This window comes from Novosphingobium sp. (assembly GCF_031424035.1).
Classification (GTDB): domain Bacteria; phylum Pseudomonadota; class Alphaproteobacteria; order Sphingomonadales; family Sphingomonadaceae; genus Novosphingobium.
Genome location: NZ_JANPGP010000110.1, coordinates 14,824 through 39,865, shown reverse-complemented (window position 1 = coordinate 39,865; position 25,042 = coordinate 14,824). Strand labels below are relative to the sequence as shown.

General features: G+C 64.8%; 16 protein-coding genes and 1 pseudogene. 3 read left to right on the top strand and 14 right to left on the bottom strand.

What is annotated here, in order from left to right:
• Window positions 1–12: 12 nt before the first annotated feature.
• Complete coding sequence (locus RMO89_RS14895) at window positions 13–1,515, bottom strand: tryptophan 7-halogenase (protein WP_310534073.1); 1,503 nt, start codon at window positions 1,513–1,515, stop codon at window positions 13–15.
• Window positions 1,516–1,631: 116 nt separating this feature from the next.
• Window positions 1,632–4,076, bottom strand: coding sequence for a TonB-dependent receptor domain-containing protein (locus RMO89_RS14890; RefSeq protein ID WP_310534071.1), 2,445 nt, complete (start codon window positions 4,074–4,076; stop codon window positions 1,632–1,634).
• Window positions 4,077–4,404: 328 nt separating this feature from the next.
• Between RMO89_RS14890 and RMO89_RS14885 the strand changes: the two genes are divergently transcribed.
• Window positions 4,405–5,427: a LacI family DNA-binding transcriptional regulator gene (locus tag RMO89_RS14885; RefSeq protein ID WP_310534070.1), complete on the top strand. Its 1,023-nt coding sequence runs from the start codon at window positions 4,405–4,407 to the stop codon at window positions 5,425–5,427.
• Window positions 5,428–5,435: 8 nt separating this feature from the next.
• Here RMO89_RS14885 and RMO89_RS14880 read toward each other — a convergent pair whose 3' ends face one another.
• The 7 genes from RMO89_RS14880 to putA all read right to left on the bottom strand — a co-directional run bounded on the left by RMO89_RS14880 (window position 5,436) and on the right by putA (window position 17,202).
• Entirely contained in the window at window positions 5,436–6,713 is a 1,278-nt protein-coding gene (locus RMO89_RS14880; protein ID WP_310534068.1) for a glycoside hydrolase family 32 protein, read from the bottom strand.
• 9 nt (window positions 6,714–6,722) lie between these two features.
• Entirely contained in the window at window positions 6,723–7,865 is a 1,143-nt protein-coding gene (locus RMO89_RS14875; RefSeq protein WP_310534067.1) for a glycoside hydrolase family 68 protein, read from the bottom strand.
• Window positions 7,862–9,007, bottom strand: coding sequence for a galactokinase (gene galK / locus RMO89_RS14870; RefSeq protein WP_310534066.1), 1,146 nt, complete (start codon window positions 9,005–9,007; stop codon window positions 7,862–7,864). The genes RMO89_RS14875 and galK overlap by 4 nt, the downstream gene beginning before the upstream one ends.
• On the bottom strand, window positions 9,004–10,023 hold the full coding sequence (locus RMO89_RS14865) for a UDP-glucose--hexose-1-phosphate uridylyltransferase (RefSeq protein ID WP_310534065.1): 1,020 nt from the start codon (window positions 10,021–10,023) through the stop codon (window positions 9,004–9,006). Before RMO89_RS14865 ends, galK begins: the two co-directional genes overlap by 4 nt.
• Window positions 10,020–12,113, bottom strand: a complete 2,094-nt coding sequence (locus RMO89_RS14860) for an alpha-galactosidase (protein ID WP_310534063.1) — start codon at window positions 12,111–12,113, stop codon at window positions 10,020–10,022. The genes RMO89_RS14865 and RMO89_RS14860 overlap by 4 nt, the downstream gene beginning before the upstream one ends.
• The gene (locus RMO89_RS14855) at window positions 12,113–13,480 is read right to left on the bottom strand and encodes an MFS transporter (protein WP_310534062.1); all 1,368 of its coding nucleotides are present in this window, start codon (window positions 13,478–13,480) and stop codon (window positions 12,113–12,115) included. Before RMO89_RS14855 ends, RMO89_RS14860 begins: the two co-directional genes overlap by 1 nt.
• A 113-nt stretch (window positions 13,481–13,593) precedes the next feature.
• Complete coding sequence (gene putA / locus RMO89_RS14850) at window positions 13,594–17,202, bottom strand: trifunctional transcriptional regulator/proline dehydrogenase/L-glutamate gamma-semialdehyde dehydrogenase (RefSeq protein WP_310534060.1); 3,609 nt, start codon at window positions 17,200–17,202, stop codon at window positions 13,594–13,596.
• Window positions 17,203–17,300: 98 nt separating this feature from the next.
• Between putA and RMO89_RS14845 the strand changes: the two genes are divergently transcribed.
• A complete protein-coding gene (locus tag RMO89_RS14845) occupies window positions 17,301–17,771 on the top strand; it encodes an Lrp/AsnC family transcriptional regulator (protein ID WP_310534059.1) in 471 nt (156 codons plus the stop codon).
• Window positions 17,740–17,811, top strand: a pseudogene (locus RMO89_RS20490) (hypothetical protein); the annotation flags it as partial. The gene RMO89_RS14845 and the pseudogene RMO89_RS20490, both read left to right, overlap by 32 nt.
• Here the strand turns inward: RMO89_RS20490 and RMO89_RS14840 are convergent.
• From RMO89_RS14840 to RMO89_RS14820, 5 genes are all read right to left on the bottom strand, one after another.
• Window positions 17,779–18,987 carry a cation:proton antiporter gene (locus RMO89_RS14840; RefSeq protein ID WP_310534058.1) on the bottom strand — a complete coding sequence of 403 codons (1,209 nt, stop codon included), beginning with the start codon at window positions 18,985–18,987 and terminating at the stop codon, window positions 17,779–17,781. The pseudogene RMO89_RS20490 and the gene RMO89_RS14840 sit on opposite strands and share 33 nt — an antisense overlap.
• Window positions 18,988–18,996: 9 nt before the next feature.
• Window positions 18,997–20,283 carry a sugar MFS transporter gene (locus RMO89_RS14835; protein WP_310534056.1) on the bottom strand — a complete coding sequence of 429 codons (1,287 nt, stop codon included), beginning with the start codon at window positions 20,281–20,283 and terminating at the stop codon, window positions 18,997–18,999.
• Window positions 20,284–20,327: 44 nt separating this feature from the next.
• Window positions 20,328–22,709, bottom strand: a complete 2,382-nt coding sequence (locus tag RMO89_RS14830) for a glycoside hydrolase family 3 N-terminal domain-containing protein (protein WP_310534055.1) — start codon at window positions 22,707–22,709, stop codon at window positions 20,328–20,330.
• Between the two features lie 73 nt (window positions 22,710–22,782).
• The gene (locus RMO89_RS14825) at window positions 22,783–23,985 is read right to left on the bottom strand and encodes an MFS transporter (RefSeq protein WP_310534054.1); all 1,203 of its coding nucleotides are present in this window, start codon (window positions 23,983–23,985) and stop codon (window positions 22,783–22,785) included.
• A complete protein-coding gene (locus RMO89_RS14820) occupies window positions 23,978–25,042 on the bottom strand; it encodes a LacI family DNA-binding transcriptional regulator (protein WP_310534053.1) in 1,065 nt (354 codons plus the stop codon). Before RMO89_RS14820 ends, RMO89_RS14825 begins: the two co-directional genes overlap by 8 nt.

Below are 25,042 nucleotides of genomic sequence, written 5' to 3'. Positions count from 1 at the left end.
CCACCGGGCCGCTCAGCCGATCAGGCTGCGGATGAACTGCGCGTGCCCCGGCATGGCTTGCGCCTCGCGCTCCATCGCGCCGCGCACTTTCGCCAGCCAGTCCCGCGCATCGACGCCGCGATAGGCGATCAGGGGTTCAAGCCGTTCGGGATAGTTGAGCTGGCCGATATGCACCGCCAGCCAGCTCGCCGGGGCGAAGAGGTCCATCTCGCGCGCCACCAGCCGGCCATAACGGCGGAAATGGTCGATCTTCAGCTGCAGCGTTTCGGGCACTTCCATCGCCGCGCAATAGCGCCACAGTTCGGCATCGTCGCGCTGCGTCAGCTTGTAGTGAAGGATGATGAAATCGCGGATCCGCTCGGTCTCGGTAATGGCGATGCGGTTGAATTCGGCGATCGTCGCCGGATCGAAATCCTTGTCGGGAAACAGCGCGATCAGCTTGGAAATGTTCGCCTGAATCAGGTGGATCGACGTTGATTCCAGCGGCTCAAGAAAGCCGCTCGACAGGCCGACCGCGACAACGTTCCTGTTCCAGTGCTGCTTGCGCCGCCCGGTGGTGAAGCGCAGCGGGCGCGGATCGCCCAGCGCCTTGCCATCGAGCCGGCTGGCAAGCAGATTTGCGGCCTTGTCATCATCAAGGAAACTGCTGCAATAGACATAGCCGTTGCCCGTGCGGTGCTGCAGCGGGATGCGCCACTGCCAGCCCGCCTCGTGCGCGGTGGAGCGGGTGTAGGGTGTCGGCTCTCCGGCGTTTTCGCATGGCATGGCCACGGCGCGATCACACGGCAGCCAGTGCGACCAGTCCTCATAGCCGGTCTTCAGCGCGCCTTCGATCAGCAGACCGCGAAATCCCGAGCAATCGATGAACAGGTCGGCCGAAACGATGCGACCGTCTGCCATCGTCACGCTCTCGACGAAGCCGGTCTCGGCATTAAGCGTGACATCGCCGATCTTGCCTTCGATCCGCACCACACCCTTGTCCTCGGCATAGCAGCGCAGATACTGCGCATAGAGCCCGGCATCGAAGTGATAGGCATATTCAAAGGTCGACAGGACCGATCGCGGGTCCTGCGTGGGCCGGGCGAATTTGCCGAGGCGGGCGATCTGCCAGGCCATCGACCAATCGTCGATCGGGGCTGATTCACCCTCGGCCCTGGCCTTCAGCCAGTACTGGTGCAGCGGGACATAGTCGAAATTGCGGCCATGCCCGCCGAACGGGTGGAAATAGCGGTGGTCCTGCTTGCCCCAATTGACGAATTCGATGCCAAGCTTGAACGAGGCCTTGGTTTCGCGAACGAAATCAGCCTCGCTGATGCCCAGCGATTCATTGAATGTGCGGATCGGCGGGATCGTCGCCTCACCCACGCCGACGGTGCCGATCTCCTCGGATTCGATCACGGTGATCCGGCAATCCTGACGCAAGGCCTGAGCCAGCGCGGCGGCGGTCATCCACCCGGCCGAGCCGCCCCCGACAATGAGCACTTCGCGAATGCTGCGATCCTGGCTGGCGTTCATCGTCATCCCGTCCCTCTCACCGCGTTGGATAGCCTGAATAAAGGCGGGCCGGAAGTTTCCTTCCGGCCCGCGAGTGTCCTTGCCCTTCTGGGTGGATGGCCAAGGCGGAGTTTTCCTTAGAAGCTGTAGCGAACCGAAGCGGTGAACGTCCGGCCCAAAGCTGCACCGCCGGCGATCAGGCCGGTATCGACCTTGTTGCCCGCACCGCGAAGATCGTACTTGTTGAACAGGTTATAGGCCTGGACCCCAAGTTCGAGGTTCTTGACCGGACGCACCTGCAAGACAGCACCGATCGTGGCACTGCCAGGATAGACGTTGCCGTCATCACCCAGAACGCTCGTCTGGCCGGTGGTGTTGATGCCGAAGGTGGCCATATCACCGAAGTCGTAGTTGGCCGACAACGTATAGCTGAGGTCAGGCAGGTTGGGCGAACGGCTGAACACGGTCGAACCGGCCCCGGCGCGCGTGGCCTTCGAGTAGGTTGCGTTGGCAACCATCGAGAAGCCGCCGTTCTGGTATGTCGCGAACAGTTCCGCACCATAGGACTTGTACTTGGCATCGATCACGCAGCCTCCCGCGCCGCCGGGGCACTTCGTTGCCGAGAGTTCGAAAGTGCTCTGCTTGAAGTTGCCCTTCAGCAGCGTCAGTTCACCGGTGAACCGGCCGCCGGCCAGATCGCCGCGAGTCTTGATGCCGAGTTCGTACTGGTTGACGAAATCGACCGAAGGCGTGACGCCGTCCGCCGAGCAGCCGAGCGTTCCCGCCTTGGCCATCGCACCGGTGCACAGCGAACCGTCACTGGCGATCTTGCCGCCAACGGTCTGGCGGTCACCATTGAAGCGCCCACCCTTGGATGCCCGCACGAACAGGCTGGTGTTGGAGCTGACCTTGTACAGGCCACCGACCGACCACGAGACGTAATTGCGCGAGTAATCCAGCACTTCCTTCTTGCCGTTGGCCAGCATGGTGCCGATCGGAACGCCGCCGACAACCGTGTTAAATTCCGCGCCGCCCTGCTGGGTGGTGCCGCTCGCCTTGACGTTCTCAAAGCGGACGCTGCCATCGATGGCAAAGTCATCCGTGTCGAAATCGAGGTTCAGGTAACCGGCGTTGTTGGCATAGGCCAGGTCATAGGTGCGGGCGCAGCAATCGCCCCAGTTGTTGTTGTAACCGGCGATGCCATCTTGCGTCAGCTTCGCGCCCGCAGCCGTGAACAGATCAAGGTTCGACGGATTATCGCCATTGATCTCGGCAAAGGCCTTGTTGACGTGCCAGTCCATCGCGATCTTCTGGTTCATGAAGAACCAACCTGCGCGCGCTGTTACCCGGCCGGCACCCGCATCCCACTTGCCCGACAGGGCCAGATCGTTGGTGAAGCTGCCGATGTCGCGGATATTGGTGCGGAAGTTGGCGTTATTGTTGACGTAAGTATCGGTGTAGGTCTGACCGGCCTTGGGCCCGCTGGTGTAACGCAGCGAAGCAACTGTGCCACCGTTGACGACCGTGCCGATCACGTCCGACCTTTTGCCAAGGTTGAGGAACGCCGTGGCGAAGGCACCGCTCATGTCGGTCCAGCGCATGTTGTTGTCGATCTTGATCCCGCCATCGAATTCATAGTGGAACTGGTTCTGGATCGACTTGGAATTGGTCGTGATGCCATCAAGCGGCTGGATTGAATTGGACCCGTCATAGCCGATCACGCGCATGTTCTGGTTGTAGATCGAGATGTTCGACTGCCGGCGCGCATCATAGTTGGTGAAGGGGCGGATATTGCTGACCTTGCCGCCGGCGATTGTCGCAAAAGCCGGGCCGCCGGTGTAGTTCGGTTCCTGCGTATCGGCGACTTTGAACAGGAAGCGGATGTAGCCCTTTCCGTCGTCGAGTTCCTTGGTGATGTTGGCCTTCACCTGATAGGAATCGCTGACGTTCCAGCCCGAATGCAGCGGGCCGCGGCCGCTCTTGAAATAGCCGCCGACGTGGAAGGTCAGGCCGTTGCCAAGGCTGCTGCCATAGCGGAAATCGATCTTGTTTTCGTCGTAGTTGATGCCCTTGTTGAGCTGGATATATCCGCCTTCGCGGTTGCCCGTGTGGCTGATGTAGTTGATCACCGCGCCGGGAGCCTGCGAAGCAAAGGTGGACGAGGAGCCGCCGCGAACGGCTTCGACATTGGCGACCGATGCATCGAAGTGGGTCCAGTAATCGTTGTTGCCGAACTGGATGTCACCGAACAATACGGTCGGCAGGCCGTCTTCCTGGATCTGCACGAACGGCGAACCGCCGGTGGCAACCGGAAGGCCGCGAACCGCGATGTTTGAGTTACCGGCAGGGCCGGCGGTGCCAGCAACCTGGATGCCAGGGATCATGCGGAAGATTTCGGCTTCCGAGCTGGGCTTGGCCGCGGCGATCAAATCGGCGCTGACGCTGGTGACCGACACCGAGCTGTTGAGCTGGGTCTTGTCCTTGCCCGATGCGGTAACGACGATCACGTCAAGGCCGGTGGCTTCGCCGTCAGCACCCGCATCGGCAGCATCCTGAGCCATGGCTGGCATGGATGCGCTCATAATCACGAGCGACGCGAGCGACACGCAGCTCTTCAAGACGGACTTGTTCATAACCTCTCCCCAATTTTCGATTCGCTTGCATGCAGCAAGTCAAGTTTGGATTCGCACAAACAACAATCGATTGCAATATATAATCGCAATCGATTGCGTAATGTTGCCTGATAGGCCGCCCGAGCTTCCATCACCGACCGGGACAGGCCGAATACAGCCCCTATCTGCCAGTCTCGGCGATGGCAGCGTTCCGGGTGCTGCACAGTTGACATGTTCTCAATTGGCGACGAATCAAAGCGTCGCAGATTTTCGGGCGACGAAGGGTATTCCAAGGGGCATGGCTGAAGCGTCCAATCCACCTGCAAAGATCCGCAATATTGCTGAACTGGCGAAGATCGCAGGTGTTTCGGCTGGCACCGTTTCGCGCGCGCTTGCCGGCAAGTCGCTGGTCAACAAGGAAACCCGCGAGCGCATCCAGTCGATCGCCCGCGAACACGGTTTTCGTCCCAACCAGATGGCGCGGCGGCTGCGTGTGCAGGAAACGAAAGTCATCGGCGTGGTCGTGCCACTGGGCCATGAACAGCGCCAGCACTTGTCCGACCCCTTCTTCATGGCGATCCTTGGCCACCTTGCCGATGCGCTGACCGAAAGCGGCTATGACATCATGCTCAGCCGCGTCATCCCCAATGCCGATGACTGGCTGGAGCGGATCGTCGAATCGGGCATGCTCGATGGCGTGCTGGTGATCGGCCAGTCGAACCAGATCGAGGCGCTGGAACGCGTGGCGGACTATTACAAGCCGATGGTCGTCTGGGGCAGCCTCCACCCCGGACAGCGCCACTGCACCGTCGGGGTGGACAACCGGGCGGGTGGCAGGCTGGCGGGCGAATGCCTGATCCGCTCTGGCCGCAAGCGCCTTGCCTTTCTAGGCGAGACTGACGTGCCCGAACTGCGCGACCGCTATCTGGGCCTCTGCGATGCCGCCAAGGCCGCCGGCCTGCCCGCGCCGCAGCAGTTCCACGTCCATCTCGCCTCGGACACGATGGCTGAAGAGATCGCCGGGCATATCGATAGCATCCGCGCCGGGATTGACGGGATTGCCTGCGGGTCCGACCTGATCGCCATGTATGCCGTGCGGGCGCTTGCCGATCTGGCCATATCGGTGCCGGGCGACATCTCGGTGACCGGCTTCGATGACCTGCCGCTGGCCGAACAGACGGTGCCGCGCCTGACAACGATCAGCCAGAACATCGCCGAAGGGGCCAAGGAAATGGTCCGCTTGCTGTTCGAGCGGATCGCCGGCGAGGAAACCGGTTCGGTGGAGATGGCACCGCAGCTGATCCTGCGCGATACCGCCTGAACGGATGCTCAGACCTCGACGCGGCAGTCGATTGTCTCTCCGCTGAAGCAGTGCTGCAGGGTGAGCGAGACAGCGCCATCATCGGCCATTACCTCGATCGATCCGGCATCGAGCCACAGCTCGACCGGTGCATGGCTGGCAAGTGGAACGTCGCGAATCGCATCGAGGAACGGGTTGCTTTCATCCATGCGCCGGGCGCGCAGCACGCCGCCCTGACGCATCAGATCGATCGCACGCCCGTTCCCGTCTTCGAGCACGATGCGCCAGTCCTCACCCTCCATCCGGGCATGTGAGGCGATCGGCACCGCGCCCGAATATTCGCGCAGCTCCGGCAAGTCCGCCGCGGCCTCAGCGACAACTTCCTGGCACAGGACATGCCCCGCAGCTGTCTTGCGCAGTCCAATGCGACGCGGCAGGCTCATCGCCCCGCGCCAGCCCTTGGCGGGCAGGCGGCCCTGATAGGCATGGTTGCCCATCCAGCCGATCCACAGCGGCCTGCCTTGCGCATCGCGCGGTTCGTGCCAGGCGATGGCGGCATAGAAATCCGCGCCCCAGTCGGCGACCTTCCAGCCCTCGCCATCGGGTTGGAAGCTCTCACCATCGAAGCTGCCCGTCAGGTAGATTGCGCCTGACCCCGGGCCGCCCTGCAACACGTCAACCTTGAACAGCCAGCGCGTGCCGCCGCCTGCTACCGGCAGTTCGATCAGCAGCGGGCATTCCCAGACCTCGCCGGGCGCGCCGGCACCGGAAATGGCGGAGAGGCGGTCCCAATCCTTCAGGTTTGCCGAGCCATAGATCAGCGCGCTGTTATCCGCCGATAGCGCAACGACCATGATCCAGCGCTGGCTGGCATCGTGCCAGAACACGTTGGGATCGCGGAAATCGGCAAGGCCAAGGTCAAGCACGGGATTGCCGGGATAGGCAGCAAAAGTGCGCCCCGCATCGGTACTGGCGGCGATGCATTGCACCTGCCGCGGCGGTTCGCCGGTCATCGCACCGGTGTAAAGCGCCACCATCGCATTGGCGCCAAAGCCGGCGGTATTCGCCACATCGATCACCGCGCTGCCCGAAAAGATCATGTGCCGCGCATCATCGCGCAGGGCCACGGGAAGTTCTTCCCAGTGGGCAAGGTCGCGGCTGACCGCGTGGCCCCAGCTCATGTGACCCCAGTCTTCGCCTTGCGGGTTGTACTGGTAGAACAGGTGCCATTCGCCATCATGATGGACGAGGCCGTTCGGATCGCTCAGCCAGTTGCTGGCCGGCGCATAGTGATAGCGGGGGCGCATGGATCCGTCTCAATCAGCGATGGTGACCTGATCGCCCGCGAAGTGCAGGCGGAAGGTGGGCGCGGGTGTGCCGCCGAACTGGCCGCGCAAAAGATGGGGATGATCATTCAGGCTGCGACCCTGCAGGCCCCAGTGATCGATAAAGCTCCACACCTCGCCCTCGCCCGTGGTCCACCAGCTGTAACACTGGGTGGGTTCCTGCGCCGGGTTGGCCGCAACAAGGCCCGATCCGTTGACCGGCGTCCACGGCCCCTCCAGCCGAGCCGCCACCGCACCGTAAAGCCCGTTCGGACCAGCCGGCCAGCCCGGCGCAAAGGTGCGGCTCTGGGTCGACCAGAACAGGTAATAGAGCCCATCGCGCACGATCACGTGAGGCCGTTCAAGCTCGTTGTTGACGCCGACCGCCTCGATCAGCGGATCGCCGAGTGTCCAGCTGCCATCGTCAGCCAAGGTCGCGATGCCGACTAGGCCATTGTACTCATCGTCCGACCATGCGGCGCTGCCGGTAATCAGTACGTGGCACTTGCCCGTGGCGGGATCGCGTAGCCAGGCCGGATCACGGAAAGCCTTGATCAGGCCGGGCTTGCCATCGGTCTCGCGGGCAATGACATAGCGTCTGCCGTCGGCTTTGACGATCTCTGCGGGTATGCCCCAATTGCCGGGACCATCGCTGCCGAGTTCGCCGCGCACGGCAAACAGGCGCTGCTCGAACGAATGGGCTTCGCCCAATCGGCCAGCGGCGGTGAAGAACAGGGTAACCGTTCGGCCATCATCGTGCAGCACGGCAGAACCGGCCCATTCACGCGATCCCGGACCGGCATTGTCGGGCAACACGTTGCCATGATCGCGCCAGCCATCAGCGCCCGTTGACAACAACCGGATGCGCGCGGCATCGTGGCGCAGGCCGGGATCGGCAAAGTGCGGGGCGCTGAGCATGAACCAGTATTGGCGGCCTTCATGCTCCACGGTGCGCCCGTCTTCATGGGCGAGCGGCCAGTTGTCCCACAGGTCGATGCCCGGCAGGATCGGCGTGGCATCGGCGGCAGTGACCAGCGCCAGTTCGGGGGCTCGCTCGGCTGGGGCATAACTTTGCGGCCGCCATGCGGACACGGCTGCGGGCTGGGCGGCAAGGTTCACTTCAGGCATGTTCATTCGCACTCTCCGGCCAGCACGCGGCCAGTCTGTTCAACCATGATTTCCAGGGGCGCACCGCTGGGCGGCGCATAGTCTGCTGCGATCCGGGCGCGCACGCGAGCGGTCTGGGACAAAGGCAGCACGGCAACCACCGCGCCGCCAAATCCGCCACCCGTCATGCGGGCTCCGCCGTGATTACCGATAGTCTCGTTGAGCAGGTCGACCAGCCGATCGACATTGGCCTCGCTCACTTCGAACTGGTCGCGCAAGGACGCGTGGCTGGCGCGCATCAATTCGCCGAAAGCCACGATGTCGCACCGCTCGATGGCGGTCACCGCCTGGCGCACCCGGTCAATTTCATCGACGACATGGCGCGCGCGGCGGGCGGTGACGGGATCGAATCTGTCGCTCTGCAAATCCTCGACAGTGGCCAGACGCAGGGAAGGCAATCGCAGCGCCCTTGCAGCCGCTTCGCAGTCCTCGCGGCGGCGATTGTAGTGTCCGTCCACCAGCCCGCGCCGCACACCGGATTGCACGATCATGACCGCCCATTCCCCTGGCATCGGCACATTGCGGTGGGCCAGATCGGCGCAGTCCAGCAGCAGCGCAGAGCCAGCTTCCCCGGCGGCAACCGCCATCTGGTCCATGATGCCGCAGCGCACGCCTGCCCAATCATGCTCGGCCGACTGGGCCGCCCGCGCCAAAGTCTCGACACTCGTCTCGGCACCGGCCGCAGCCGCCAGTGCCCGCCCGATAGCGACACAGACCGAGGCCGATGAGGAGAGGCCAGAGCCGCGCGCGATTGACCCAGCAATGGCCAGCCGCACGCCGCCTCTGGCCAGCCCGCTTTCAGCCAGAGCCGCCGTGGTCCCGCGCAGGTATGAGCGCCAGTCGACCGGCTGGTGCGGCGCCACCTTGCCCGGATCAAAACTGTCGCGCGCTTCGTCCAGATCCAGCGCCACGGCCTCGAGCAAATGGCCGTCACCCGGCCCCCAGGCCACCGCCGTCCCCGCCGAAATCGGCATCGGCAGGACAAGCCCTTCGTTGTAATCGACATGTTCGCCCATCAGGTTCACCCGGCCGGGAACGAAGACCACCCCATCGGGCTCCACGCCATAGGCGCGGGCATATCCTTCGCGGGTGCGCCGGAGCAGGCTCACAGGGGGCCTCCTGCGGCGCGCAGCCGTTCGGCGGCGCTTTCGGGCGTGATGTCGCGCTGGGTTTCGGCGAGCAGTTCGAAACCGACCATGTGCTTGCGCACACTGGCCGAGCGGAGCAGCGGCGGGTTGAAGTGGGCGTGCAGCCGCCAGTGCGCAGTGTCCTCGCCCAGCGCGTGCGGCGCGCCGTGCCAGCCCATCGAATAGGGGAAATCGCAGGAAAACAGTGCGTCATAGCGGCGCAGCAGGCGCGAGAGGATCTCGGCCAGCGCGCGGCGGGCATCGGCGCCAAGGTCCTCCAGCCGCGCCGCAGGTCCGCGTGCCACCAGCAGCGTCTCGAACGGCCAGGCCGCCCACCACGGCACCACGGCGAGCCAGTGCTCATTGACCTCGACCACCCGGTCACCGCTGGCGATCTCGGCCTCGATCACCGTGCTCAGCAAGCTCGTGCCATGGGCGGCCAGCCATTCGCGCTGGCGCAGGTCTTCCTTGGCGGGCAGTTCGGGAACGAAATCGCTCGCCCAGACCTGGCCGTGCGGGTGCGGGCTCGACGCGCCCATCATCGCGCCCTTGTTCTCGAAAAGCTGCACATGGGCCCACCGCGCGCCAAGCTCGGCGGACAGATCGCACCAGCAATCGACGACGCGGGCGATGCCTTCGATTGGCAGCCGCGCGAGCGTAGCCCCGTGATCGGGGGCGAAGCAGATTACCCGCGCCTCGCCGGTTGCAGGCGCGGAACGAAACACGGGATGCGCGGCCTCTGCCACCCCGCCCTTGCCCAGCAGGGCCGCGAAGTCGTTGGTGAAGACGAAGGTGCCGTCATAGGCCGGGTTCGCCTCGCCCGTGGCGCGCGTGTTGCCGGGGCACAGGTGGCAAGCCGGATCATGCGCGGCGGAGCGCGCGGCATCGGGCGGCGAGGCATCGCCTTGCCACGGCCGCTTGGCGCGGTGGGGCGAGACCAGCAGCCATTCGCCGGTCAGCAGGTTCTGCCTGCGGTGCGGAAGATCGGCGAGGGTCATGCCTGAACCTTTGCGTGGAATATCGCGACCGTCTCGGCCCCGAGCGGCGGCATCGGCAGGCCGGCATGGGCGAGCCAGGATCCGGAGAAGGAGGCGCCTTTCTGCCACAGCTCCGGCAAGGGGCTGGCGTGCTGCTGGCGGCCGCTGGCGATGCGCAGCAGTTCCAATTCGCAGCGCGCAGCATGGGCCAGGAACGGCAGCTTGAGCGGCTGCGGACGGCGATCGAGCGCAGGGGCTGTGCGGATGGCGAAAAGCAGGAATTCACGCTCGCTGCCCTGCGCCTGCCAGACGAGTCCGTCCGCGCCCTCGCCCAGCCAGACGCGCCCCTCATGCAGCAAGCCGCGCCATTGCTTGTGGAACGCGATCCAGTCAGCCAGCTGCGCCGTCTCATCGCTATCCAGCCGCCGCGGATCGAGTTCGATGCCAAAGTGCCCCGGCATGGCAATCGCGGCCCGGAAGCCGAGGCTCTGGCTGCGGCCCGTGGCATGGGCGGGACTGGCGCCGATGTGTGATCCCATCACCTCGGACGGCAGGAAGTTCAGGAACCCGCGCTGGATCGCAGTGCGGCTGACCGCATCGAGGTTGTCGCTCGCCCAGAAGCGGTGCGTGAATGCAAGGATCCCCGCATCGCTGCGCCCGCCGCCGCCGGCGCAGCTCTCGATCTCGACCGAGGGGTGGGCAGCGCGCAGGCGGGCGAAAAGCTCGTAACTTCCCAGCACCTGCGCCGCGCCGCCGGCAGGGGCCAGATCGCGATTGTGGTCCCACTTGAGATAGGACACCGGCAGATCGCGCAGCACCGCATCGAGCGCGCCGAACAGGTAATCGCGCACGTCACCGCGGTGCATGTCGAGCACCAGTTGGTTGCGCGCGGTCGGACGATCACGGCCCGGCAGCGCCAGCGTCCAGTCGGGATGGGCGCGGTAGAGGTCGCTGTCGGCGTTGATCATCTCGGGCTCGACCCAGAGGCCGAATTCCATGCCCATGCCGATGATGCGGTCCGCGAGCGGCTTCAGGCCGTGTGGGTACTTGACCGGATCGGTCGTCCAGTCCCCCAGACCGGCGCGGTCGTCATTGCGACCTTTGAACCAGCCATCGTCGAGCACGAAGCGCTCGATGCCGACGGCGGCGCAGGCCTCGGCAAGGGCGATGACGCGCTCCTCGTCGTGATCGAAATAACAGGCCTCCCACGAATTGGCGTGGACCGGGCGCGGGCGCATGGCGCCTCCCGGCCAGCCGATCCGCTGGCGCATGGCGGCGTGCTGCTGCGCCATCGCGCCATTCGTGCCGCCGGTCGAGATCGCGAGAATCGCTTGCGGCGCAGACCAGCTTTCGCCGCGTTGCAGGACGATTTCACCTGCCGCCGGCACCGCTCCGGCGCAGAGCACCCACATGCCTTCGTCGTCGCGCTCGATGGCCACGCGGCTGTCACCTGACCAGGCCAGCTGCAGCGAATGGACAAGGCCAGTGAACCGCACCGCGCCCTGATCCAGCACGACGACACCCGGCGGTCCGCCGTGCCCCGGGATGCCCCGGCGACCTTCGCGCAGCCAGCCGTGTTGCGGCATCGGCTCGCGGTATTCGGTGAGCTCGGCATTGTGCCGCCCGCGCCATGAGATCAGTTGCGCGGAACTTGCGGGCAGCGGCAGCAGTGCGCTCGCCAGCCAGTCGATCGCCACGGGCGCCGCCCCACGATTGCTGACGCGGCTATCGAACAGAAACGCGCCGCCGGGGGCGAGGCTGATCTGCTGGATGACCTCCAGCCCGCTGGCGGCATCCTTCGCGGTGATGCGGATGGCCATCCCCTCCGCCTCAACCGAAATCTCGCCAAACACCGGCACCAGCGCCGCACCATTCTGCCGTGCAACAAGCGCGGGCTGCCCGAACCAGCCAAGCCCGGCGGGCGGCAGCGTGGAGAACGGCACGTCGGCATCAAGCGAGAACGACGCCCCCGTCCGCGTTGCAGCCAGCGCCGCAAGTTCCCCAGCATCGACGCGCGCGCCAAGGTGACGCCACAGGGGCGCGCCATCGGCACTGCATTCGAGCACGAGGCTGGCCTCGTCGCTGTGCAGGAAGGCGAGCTCGGCCGTCATCAGGCCAAGGCAAGCTCAGGGGCGGTCGCGGACGCCCGGCCTTCGCGCACCCACAGCACCGACAGTGCGGCAAGGAGCAGACAGACGCCGCAAACGCTCAGCATGTTGCGCGGATCGTTGCCGAGCAGACCAGCATAGGCGCCAAGGCCAAGCTTCACGAAGCCAAGATCAAGCTGGCTCATCACCACCGCGAAGACCAGCATCGGGATCACGATCATCATGTTGAAGATGCCCATGTAGACGCCTGTCCGCGCGGGCGGGATCGAGTTGGTCAGGATCGCATAGGGGTTGCCCATGATGCTGCCCCAGGCCAGCCCGACGCCAATCGCCGGCAGGAACAGCAGCCCGACGCTGGTCACGTGCGGCAGGATCAGCATCCCGGCGCCCCCGGCAGCAAGGCAGGCGGCATGAAGCGGCCCGGGTCCGGCTCGTCGAACCAGCGGCACCATCATGAAGGCCGAGGCGAAGGCGATGAAATTGTAGAAGGCCGCGACCATGCCATTGGTGAGAACCGCCGTATGAAAGGCCGAGGAATTTGGTTCCGCCGTCGCGTAGACGCTGCGACCGATCGAATAGACCGCATAGGTCCAGTACCCGGACATACCGAACCACTGGAACAGGCTCATCACACCAAGCTTGCGCATCGCGATCGGCATATCGCGGATAGCACTGCCAATTTCGGCAAAGGTTGCGCCGATCCCCTTGGGCTGAGCATCGATATGCGCCCGCTCGGCAAAGGTCAGTGGAAGTTCCGGAACCCGCATGACCGACCAGACGATCGTGGCCAGCGACAATACCGCGCCCACCCAGAACACGATTCGCACGGTGTAGGGAATGTTGTGACTGTCGACCCAGTCCTGGTTCATGCCGAGTGCGACCAGCAGGGCAGGCGTGGCAAAAGCGAGGCACTGGGCGAGGCCGGTAAAGGCGCTCTGCGTCAGGAAACCCGCCTGCCTCTGGCCCGGGTTCAGCCGGTCAGACACATAGGCCCGGTAAGGCTCCATGGTGATATTGTTGCCGGCATCGAGAATCCACAGCAGCGAGACTGCCATCAGCAGCGAGGACGACAAGGGCATGGCAAACAGACCAATGCAGCACAGCAGGGCACCGAACAGGAAATAGGGCATGCGCCGCCCCCACTTGCCGCCGGTCTTGTCACTCATCGCCCCGATCAGCGGCTGGATCAGCAGACCGGTGATCGGCCCTGCCAGTTGCAACATCGGCAGCTGCGATTCATCCGCGCCAAGGTAGGAATAGATCGGCCCCATGTTGCCCTGCTGCAGTCCGAACGAGAACTGGAGGCCCAGAAAACCGAGGTTCATCTCGAGGATACGCGGCAGCGAAAGCTGCGGACGATGAGCAGACATGGCATTCTCCCCCGATGCGTCTTGCGGCACCGACGGCACCTTTTCTCACAGCTTGAGGCGCATGACAACAATCGATTGCATACAAGGCGGACAACGATTTCTGGAAGGCTGGTCTATCCGATCATCATCAGGCTGGCATTGCCCCCGGCGGCAGCGGTGTTGATCGAGATCGATACTTCCTCGACCAGCCATTCGAGCGGATAAGCCAGCGGCTGGTCATCGCGCGCGGCATGGACCGAGAAGATCGGCCCCGGCATTGCTGCCGCCGTTTCGGTCATGGCGGCCACGCGCGCCGGCCCTCCTTCGACAAGGGCAGCGGCGTAAGGCTCACTGCCAGTGCAATGAAGCAAAGCAGCCACGCTCGCCGGGAGGCCCTCGGGAACGGCCATACCCTCCACGGTCGCGCGGTTTCCGGTGGCAAGGACTGCGGCGATCTGGGCGAACAGCCCTGCGCGGGTTGCCGGCCGCAGCAGGATCCGCCCGCGCGCATGCAACTGGTAGAGGTTGCGCTCCCCGACCGGCCCGGCCAGTTCCATGCTGGCACCCAGCGCCGAAGCCTCGCCATAGCGGCGCGCGGTTGCAGCCGCAGCGGCCTCGCCCGCCATGTCCAGCCAGTCGATGAAATCGTGCAGCGGCGTTTCGAGATGTTCGGCGCGCGCGCCGAACACTGGGGGCACGGTGACCAGCCGGCCCAGATAGAGCGGCCCGCCGGCCTTGGGTCCCGTGCCTGACAGCCCGCGCCCACCAAAGGGCTGGACGCCGACAATCGCGCCGATGACATTGCGGTTCACATAGAGGTTGCCGGCCTTCACCCGCGCGGTGACATGGGCAATCGTCTCGTCAAGCCGGGTGTGGAGGCCAAAGGTCAGCCCGTATCCGGTGGCGTTGATCGCGTCGATCAACTGCCCCAACCGCTCGCGGGAAAAGCGCACGACATGCAGTACCGGTCCGAAGACTTCGCGGGTGAGGTCGGCGATGGAATCGAGTTCGATGATCGTCGGGGCCACGAAGGTGCCGTGCCGGGTGGCATCGGGCAGCGCCTGCCGCTCTACCTTGCGGCCGAGCGTGCGCATCGCCGTGATGTGCTGTTCGATGGCCCCCTGCGCCTCGGCGGTGATGACCGGGCCGATATCGATTTTGAGCGCGTCAGTGCACCCGACGCTCATCTCGGCGAGTGCGCCCTTCAGCATGTCCAGTGTGCGGTCCGCTACCTCTTCCTGCAGGCACAGCACACGCAGCGCCGAACAGCGCTGGCCGGCGCTGTCAAAGGCCGAGGCGATGACATCGGCCACGACCTGTTCGGTCAGGGCCGAACTGTCGACGATCATCGCGTTCTGCCCGCCGGTTTCGGCGATCAGCGGGATCGGCTTGCCCGCTGGCGAGAGACGGGTAGCCAATTGGCGCTGGATCAGCCGCGCAACTTCGGTCGATCCGGTGAACAACACGCCTGCCGTTTCCGCCGCACCCACCAGCGCCGCGCCAATCGCGCCATCGCCGGGCATGAATTGCAGGGCATCGGCTGGCACGCCCGCTTCGTGCAGCAAGCGCACGGCCTCGGCAGCGATGAGCGGGGTTTCCTCGGCCGGCTTGGCGAGCACCGGGTTGCCGGCGACCAGCGCTGCGGCGACTTGTCCGGTGAAGATCGCCAGCGGGAAATTCCAGGGGCTGATGCAGATGACCGGTCCCAGCGGAGCCTGTGCCGCACCAAACGTGGCGCGGGCCTGCTGCGCGTAATAGCGCAGGAAGTCGATCGCCTCGCGGACCTCCGCGATTGCATTGGGTACAGACTTGCCCGCTTCGCGCACGATCAGGCCGAGCAGCAGCGGCATCCGCGCCTGCAATGCATCGGCAGCGCGTTCGAGGATCGCGGCGCGCGTCGCAACCGGGGTTTCAGGCCAGCGCGAGGCCGCCGCGCGGGCAACGGCCAGTGCCGCCGCCTCGGGCGATGCCTCGATCACCGTGCCGACCATGTCGCGGTGATCGGCGGGGTTGAGCACGGGCCGCGATAGCCCCTCGCGGTTCGCCGGGGCAGCTTCCCACTTGATCTCGGCGCTCTGCCGCAGGTTCTCGGTCAACGCTGCCAGCGCGGTCTCGTCGCTCAGGTCGATCCCCGCCGAATTGCGCCGGCCCGGATAGAGATCGCCCGGCAGCGCGATAGCCTGATGCCGGGTGCCGGGATGCGGCATCGCCAAGGTAACCTCGACCGGATCGGCAATCATCGCCTCGACCGGTACGTCCGGATCGGCAATGCGATTGACGAAGGAAGAATTCGCTCCGTTCTCCAGCAGCCGCCGCACCAGATAGGCGAGCAGCGTTTCGTGCGTGCCGACCGGCGCATAGATCCGGCATGGCCGATCAAGATTGCCCTTGCCGACGACCTGTTCATAGAGCGGCTCGCCCATGCCGTGGAGGCACTGGAATTCATAGTCGCCAATTGCGAAATCAGGCCCCGCCAGATGATAGACGGTGGCCAGTGTCTGCGCGTTATGCGTGGCGAATTGCGGGAATACGGCATCGCTTGCAGCAAGCAGCTTGCTTGCACAGGCGATGTAGGCGACGTCGGTATGGACCTTGCGCGTATAGACCGGGAAATCGGCCAGCCCATCGACCTGCGCCCGCTTGATCTCGGCATCCCAATAGGCGCCCTTGACCAGCCGCACCATGATCCGGCGGCCGGCGCTGCGGGCCAGATCGACGATCCAGTCGATGACGAAGGGACAGCGCTTGCCATAGGCCTGAACGACGAAACCAAGCCCGTCCCACCCGCCGAGATCGGGGTCGCGGGCGAGGCTTTCCAGTAGGTCGAGCGACAGTTCGAGGCGGTCGGCCTCCTCCGCATCGATGTTGAAGCCGATACCGTAACCCTTGGCGAGCACGGCCAGCGCCTTCACCCGCGGCAACAGCTCGCTCATCACCCGCTCGGCCTGGCTGCGTGTATAGCGTGGATGCAGCGCCGAAAGCTTGATCGAAATCCCCGGCCCGCCATAGATGCCGCGCCGCTTCGATGCCTTGCCGATGGCGTGGATCGCGGCTTCGTAATCCCGGTAATAGCGCGCCGCATCAGCCATGGTCGCTGCCGCTTCGCCCAGCATGTCATAGCTGTGCTGGAAGCCCTTCGCCTCAAGCACCTTCGCGCGCCTCAGCGCCTCGCCAATCGTCTCGCCGGTGACAAACTGTTCGCCCATCATCCGCATTGCCAGATCGACGCCGCGCCGGATGACCGGCTCCCCGGCCCGCGCGACAAGACGCTGCAGCGCCGCGCCCAACCCACGATCATCGACGCTGCCGACCAGCTTGCCGGTGACGACCAGTCCCCACGTAGCGGCGTTGACGAACAGCGATTTGCCACCACCCAGATGCGCGCCCCAATCACCATGGGCGATCTTGTCGCGGATCAGCGCATCGCGCGTGGCGTGGTCGGGAATGCGCAACAGCGCCTCGGCAAGGCACATCAACGCCACGCCTTCCTCGCTCGACAGCGAATATTCGTGGACCAGCCCTTCGACGCCGCTGCCCTTGTGATTGGCCCGCAGGGTTGTGACCAGCTGGCGCGCGGTCTCACGAATCCGCGCCTGCAAGGCATCGTCCAGCGTGGCGGCCTCCAGCAGCGGCGCAAGGCACTGCGCCTCATCGCGACGATAGGCGGCGGTGATCGCCGCACGCTGCGGCGAGGACGCGCGGATGGCGGGGGCGAAGGCGGAGAACGCGGCGGGCTGGGTCATGCCGCCATCCTAACCCATTTGCCTTGGTCAACCTGACCTAATGTAGGCCGATGAACAGCCATATCGACTTAATTTTGACGTTCTGATAGGTAGGAATTATGCCAAAACCATCAGACATAGTCGAACTGGATGATTTCGACCGCAAGATCGTTGCCGTCCTGATGGAAGATGGCCGGATCACCGTCACCGATCTGGCACAGCGGGTCGGCCTTTCAAAAACGCCGTGCCAGGTGCGCTTGCGCAAGCTCATCGACAGCGGCGTCATCCTCGGCTTTCGCGCGGTTGTCGATCCGGCAAAGCTGGGCCTCGATCATGTCGCCTTTACCGAGATCAAGCTGTCCGACACCCGCGAACAGGCGCTTGAGGCGTTCAACGCCGGCGTGCGCCGCATTCCCGAGATTGAGGAATGCCACATGATCGCCAGCAGCTTCGACTATCTGCTCAAGGTGCGAACCGCCGACATCCGGCGCTATCGCATCGTGCTGGGCGAACGGATCACCAGCCTGCCCCATGTGGCCAGCACCTCAACCTTCGTCGCGATGGAAACAATCAAGGACCCGTCCGGATAGGGCGAACCTACGCCTCGGACCGCATCTGCAAGATCCGTGAACTCACCATGGGAATGGTCAGCATAGTGCTACCCAAGGCGGCAAGCAGCAGCGCGGTGAAGGTGCCGCTGGTGATCAGCTGCTTGTCGAACAATACGCTGACGAAGATGATCATGATCAGCGCCTTGGTTTGCAGGAGCCAGCCAATGACCTTGGCATCACCCTTTTTCCAGCCGAGGATCCGGCCCGCCAGGCCAACGCCGGCCAGCTTGCCGATCACCATCGCGGCCAGCAGGATCAGGGCAACGCCGAAGATGGCATAGCCGCCGATTTCCCAGCTCGTCCGTAGCCCGGTCGACAGGAAGAAGACCGGCATGAAGGCCAGCAGGACCACGTCGCGGAACTGGTCCATCTCGTCCAGATCGAACCAGCTGGCGTCGAGCGCCGCGCCGGCGAGGAACGCACCCACCATGAAGTGGAGGCCGGACCAATCGGCAAGAAACCCGCAAGCGGCCAACCAGACCAGCGCACAATACCAGCGGTCCCGCTTGGGAATGGCTGTCATCAGGCGGCGCACAGCCCAGACGGCGACGCCGAACCCGATGACGAATCCGGCTTGCCGTTCCATCCGCTCCCAATCGAGCAGGATCACCGCCAGCACGCCCCAGATGATCACGTCATCCAGACTGGCATAGCGCAAAATGCGCTGCCCCAATGGACTGCGCAGGATGCCCAGCTTGGTCAGGAACAGGACGAGGATCGGCAAGGCCGTGACGGCGCAGGCCATGCCAATGCCGGTGACGAACTGCCAGTCCTGCCCCTTGGCCCCCATCCACGCCGCCGGGTCACCAAACTGCAACAGCGCAGCCGCGACCACCGCGCCCAGCGCCATCGGGGCGACCATTGCCAGACCTGCGGTGACCACCGTGTCGCGGCGGCTGCGCCACGCCTCGCGGAAATCCAGTTCCAGCCCAGCCACGAAGACGAACAGCATGACCGCCCACCAGGCGATGCCGTTCAGCGCGCCAATCACCTGCGGCGTGAAGATCAGCGTGTAATAACCCGGCAGTGCCGCGCCGAGCACGCCCGGGCCAAGCAGGATGCCCGCCAAGATCTGCACCACCACCAACGGCGCCCAGTGATCCGTCCTGCCCAGCCGCCAGACCAGATAAGGCAAGCTGAAGATCAGGATCAGCGCCAGCAGGAAAAGCTCGGTAACGGGAGGCGCGCTGGTCATCGGGGACGTCTAGCCCTGTTCTCCGACCGCCGGACGGCGAGCGTACCAGCCGAAGCCGGCAATCACCGCGTAGCAGATCGCCGGCAGGATGAAAGACATGCCAAGGCTGCCGGTGAGGTCAGCGATCATCCCGGTGATCAGCGGGATCACCGCGCCGCCGAAGATCGCCACGTTGATGATGCCCGAACCGTCAGCCGCGCGGCTGCCCAGCTTTTCGCAGGCGAGCGAGAAGATCGTCGGGAACATGATCGAATTGGCAAGGCCGACTGCCAGCAGGCTGTATCCGGCAACATGGCCCGTTGTCTGGGTAGAGATGGCGAGCAGGGTCACGGCTCCAAAGGCCGCGCCGGCGAGGACCTTGCCGGGGCTGAGGAAGCGCAGCAGGACTGAACCGATGAACCGGCCGACCATGGCTCCGCCCCAGTAAATCCCGATCATCTTTCCAGCCGCTTCGGAATTGAGGCCCATGACGTCATGCAGCTGCAAGTAATTGACGATGATCGAGCCGATCGAGACTTCCGCGCCGACGTAAAGGAAGATGCTGAGCGCGCCCAGGCCGAAGCGCGGGCGCTTCAGCAGGTCGAGCCCGGCAAGGCCCTGGCTCTCCTCATGGCGCTCATCCTTCAGCGCGTCGCGGAAGTACCATACCGCGCCCGCAACCAATGCCAGCGCGAAGGCAAGGCCAAGGTAGCCTTGGACGATCGCCTGACTTTCGGCGGTGCGATAGGCATCAAGCTCCGCGCCCTGCAACTGGCCGACACTCACCGAGGCCAGGCTACCGAGGATCAGGATGGCCCCGAAAATCGGAAAGATCGTGGTGCCGAGCGAGTTGAACGCCTGCGCGAAGGTCAGCCGGCTGTGGGCCGTAGCGGGCTTGCCGAGCATCGAGATCAGCGGATTGGCGACCACCTGGACGATCACCACGCCGCTCGCCAGCACAAACAGCGCCAGAAGAAAGACGCCGTAAGTCGCCGTCTGGCTCGCCGGGATAAACAGCAGGCAGCCGGTCATCATGATCAGCAGACCGGCCACCGCCCCGCGCATATAGCCGATCCTTTTGACCAACCGCGCGCCCGGGATGCCGATCACGGCATAGGCGGTGAAGAAGCAGAACTGCACCAGCATCGCCTGCGTGTAATTGAGCGTGAACAGCTCCTTCAGCTTGGGAATGATGACATCGTTCAGACTGGTGATGCCGCCGAAAATGAAGAACAGACCCATGACAAACAGGCGCAGCTGCGGTGCATCGATATTTTCACCCTGCGCCGGTGCGCTGCCTTCGGTTATGATAGCCACCTCAGTTATCCTCTCACGTTTGGGTCCGGCGCGGAGCCAGGGGTTCAGAACGAGCAGTCTGCTCCAGCCGGCATGGCCTGGCGCGACACTGCCGCGATCTGCAGTTTCAGCGATCCGCTGGAGGTGATCGCCAGCGACGGTCCCAGCCCCGGGGCGCAGGCATCGGTAATAATCATTTCTCGCCAGCCCTTGCCAGCGCTGAGGGCAAGCTGGCGGGTGATATCGAACGTGGACTTGCCCAGGGTCAGCTTGACCGGTGCCGTCGGTTGATCCGGCAGGAAATAGCTGATCCGGAATGCGCCCGAACCCGATTGCCGCTGGGCAAAGGACAGGGTGGCGCCAGGGGCAAAGGTAATTTCCCGGGCATCTTCCTGCCGTTTGCGGTCTACCCCGCGCGCGGTAATCCCGCCGGCATGGCCGCGCAAATTGGGTAGCGGAGCGCCATCGCCAGTAATCACCGTGCCTGGCGCCAGCTTGCCATCCACGAACCAATCGGCCGCAGAGCCGGCGTTGAGGTAAGGACAAGTCTCATCGAGCCTGGCGATCGTGCCGCGCTCGCCCAGGCTTAGCCCGTAACCGAGATTGAACAATGCGCCCTCGGGACCGTTGACCGGCTTGCCATCACACCCGGCCGGCCAGCTGAACGACAGCCGCCCGGTTGCCGAACGCTTGCCGAACAGGACGTCGGCCACCCCCGCTCCTTCGCTACCTGGCAGCCAGCCGGCGACAAAGGCATCGGCGGCGTTGATTTCGCGGTTCATCCACAGCGGCCGGCCCGACAGGAACACGGCAACGGTGCGCAGGCCCGCAGCCTTGAACTTGCGTAGCAGGGTCAAGCCTTCCTCGTCGGTGAAAACCGCGTTTTTCCGGTCACCTTCAAATTCGGCGTAGGGTTCTTCCCCGAACACCACCACGGCCACGTCGGGCCTGGCTGCAAAACTGCCGTCAACTGACAGCTCGGCCGATCCGCCCGCTGCCTCAGCCGCTTGCTTGAGGCCGGTCCAGATCGATGTGGCACCGGGGAAATACTTCTCGTTGGTCAGCTCCAGCCCGCCCTGCCAGGTCAGGGTCCAGCCGCCGGACGCCTGGGCAACGCTGTCGGCCGCGCGGCCGGCAACCAGGATTCGAGCGCCTGCAGCCAGTGGCAGCACACCATCGTTCTTGAGCAGGACCTGCGACTTGGCAACCGCTTCGCGCGCCACTGCGCGGTGCTGGGCCGCGCCGAGCAGCGCGAAATTGCCGCCGTGGGGCCGCAGTGACGGCTTGACCGCGCCCGCATCAAGCAGGCTCAGCCGCAGCTTCATGCGCAGCACGCGGGCCACGGCTTCGTCCAGCCGCGCCATGGGGATCGTGCCGCTCTGCACATCGCGCAACAGGTTGGCATGCAGCGCGCGCCAATCGTCGGGCACCATGTACATATCGAGCCCGGCGAGCAGCGATTGCGCGCAATCGTCCACCTTGCACCCGGCGACCTGACCATGAGCGTTCCAGTCACCAACGACCATGCCCTTGAAGCCGAATTCATCGCGCAGGACGCCGGTCAGCAAGTCGCGGTTGCCATGCATCTTCACCCCGTTGACCGAGTTGAAGCTCGCCATGATGCTTTCCACGCCGGCGGCAATCGCGGCAGGATAGGGCTTGGCATGCAGCGCCTTGAGCTCTGCGACCTTGCCATTGACATCGCCCTGGTCGACCCCCTGAGTCGTGCCACCGTCGGCGAAGAAGTGCTTGGCCGTGGCGATGACCCGGTTTGCGCTGAGGTGTTCCGGCGTACCGGCTTTGCCCTGCAGCCCCTCGATCAGCGCGGCGCCGAGCGGGGCGACGATATCCGGGTCCTGCGAATAGCTTTCATAGGAGCGGCCCCAGCGGCGGTCACGGGCCACGGCGATCGTCGGCGAAAAGTCCCACTCGATCCCGGTCGCGCGCATCTCCAGCGCGGTTGCCGCACCGATCCGGCGAACCAGATCGGCATCGCGGGTCGCGCCCAGACCAACATTGTGAGGGAATATCGTGGCGCCAATGACATTGGCATGGCCGTGGACCGCGTCGGTTCCCCAGATCGCGGGAATGGCGGGCTCGCCATTCGGCAGCGGCCTGGTCGATGCATCCCACATCTCGTCAGCCAGCTTGAGCCACTGGGAGGCCGGCGCGAACTCGTCGCCATAAGGGCCGCCGTTTCCGCCGTTGAGGTAGCTGCCGAAGCGATACCGTTCCATGTCCGTGGCGGTGAACGAGTTGATCTGTGGCTGGATCAGCTGCGCGACCTTGTGCTCAAGGCTCATCCGCGCGAGCAGATCGGCAATCCGCGCGTCTTCGGTCTGCGGCGCCGGCTGCGACACCGCAACCGGCACGGTGGAAACATCCGGCCCCTGCGCGCAGCCTGTGGCCAGCATGAAGCCAGCAACCGTCAGCATCCCAATGCGCATCAAACCCCTCGCCGCATTCTTCTTGTGAACGTTCTCATTGACATGAGCCGCAAGGGAAAGTCAAGCAGCAGGCTTAGTTGGCCTGTGTCATGTTCCGCAGCAGAAGGCCGGCCAAGGCAGCCAGGCCGCCCAACAGCACGAAGAGCGCCGGATAACCCGCCACCGGGACAATCGCCATGGTCAACCAGGGCATGATCAATGAGGGCACAGTATTGGTCAGATTGAACAGCCCGAGGTCGCGCCCACGCCGGTCGGAACGTGGTAAAACGCGCAGGGTCTGGCCCGAATGCAGCGCGAGGAAGATCGACGCGGCGAAGCCGAACACGGCATAGGTCGCGATGGCGAAAGGCAGGCTCGGTGCCAATGCCATGCCGATCAGCCCCGCCGCCGAAGCGAAAGCGCAGACAACCAGCGGGGTGAAAGGCCGGCTCGTCCGGTCGGCCCAGCGGCCTGCCCACAAGGCAATTGGCGCGGACAGGATCAGCACAACGCCGAACACGCGTGCGGTGCGGTTGTCGCCCATGTCCGGATCGATCGAGCGGAACCAGAAATAGAGGTAGGAAAACAGCGCTGCCTCGGCAATCTGGACGGCCAGCCGCGCCAGCCACATGCGCCGCATGGCCCCGCGCCGTGCCGGGGTGAGGCTTGGTCTTTCCCTCGATGCGGCATAGGCAAGGTCCGGCTCGGGCTCCTTGCCTGGCGGCGAGACGAGCAGCACCGGCACCACGCAGCAGGCGACCAGTACCCCGACCAGCACCAGCCGCGTATCAGCCGAAGCCAACCCCGGCATGGTGACTAGGGCTCCAGCCAGTGCCCCCAGCCCCGGTGCAAAGGCCAGCAGGCCGCCCAGCGATCCCATCCGCGCGTCAGGCACGCAGTCCCCCGCCCATGCCGCCAGCGGCGCGAGCATCATGTTGAGCGCCAGTTGCCACGCGACGATGATCGCGATGAGCGCGGGCAAAGTCGCAGCCTCGCGGAACAGGGCGAGCAGGGCGCAGGACAGCACGAGACCTAGCCAGACCCATTCCCTGCGCCGGCGGGTGATGTCACTGAGATAGCCGAACCCGATGAAGGCCGCGCTGGCGGCAATGGCTCCGGCAAAGGCGATATAGGCCAGCCAGCTGACCCCCGCCGCGTCCCCGGCCAGCACGGAAACCCGCACCGGCAACAGGATCGTCAGGAAGGGAACGTAGGCAGCCGATCCTCCGGCCCAGGCCAGCGCATAGAGAAGCAGGAAGCGCTGCGACTGCCGGTCAGCCGGCAGCGGGTCAGCCACGGGGGCCGGCAGCGCAGGCGGCGACTGATCCGCGTTCGACGAGGTCTGCAGAGATCACCGTCAGTGCATCCGGCCGCGGATCACCCTTTTGCGCGGCGATGATCAGTTCAACCGCCATTGACGCAGTGGCGGCAATCGGCTGGTCAATCGCGGTCAGCGGCGGCTGGGTGAAGTGGACCAGCGGCGTATTGTCAAAGCTGATGACTGAGAGGTCACGCGGCACTTCCAGCCCCAGCGAGCGGGCGACTTCAAGCGTGGCCAGCGCCATCTGGTCATTGCTGGCGATGATCGCGCTGGGCGGATTGGACGATTCCAGCAATCGGCGTGCTGCCCGCTCGCCCGAGGCATAAGTGAAATCGCCGGGTTCGAGGAAGCCATCGGTCGGCAGCCCCGCCGCTGCCATCTCGCCCTGCCAGCCATCGACGCGCCAGCCGCTCAGCGCATAGTCCGGATCGCCCGAAATGAAGCCGATCTTGCGGTGGCCGAGGCCGATCAGGTGGCGGGTGGCGGTCCGGGCAGAGCCTTCGTCGTCCATCGAAATCGGGATGCCTTCGCCATTCTCCTGCGAACCGATGCGGACGAAGGGGATCTTCTGCTGGGCAAGAAAGCGCACGAGCTGCGGGTTATCCGAATGCGGCGGGGTGAGGATGATCCCGTCGGGCTGCAGCGCGGCAATCGCCGCCAGAATTTCGCGTTCGACATGGTCGCTGTGCGTATCGACCAGCTCGAAGATCATCCGGTAGCCGTGTTCGGCGCACTTGAGCATGCCGCCCAGCAGCATCTGGTCGACCCAGTCGGTACCCTGCCGCGCGCGCCAGTCGGCAATGGTGCGGTCGCGGTCATTGAGCGCGAGGATCAGGTAGGAGCGCGATCCGCTCATGCGCTGGGCGGCGATCGAGGGGACATAGCCAAGCCGGTCAATCGCTTCCTGCACCCGCTGCTTCATTTCCGGGCGGACGTTGGGCTCATTGTTGATGACGCGGCTCACCGTCTGCAGGGAAACCCCCGCATCCGCAGCAACATGCTTGATCGTGACTGCCTGCCGGCGCCTCGCCAT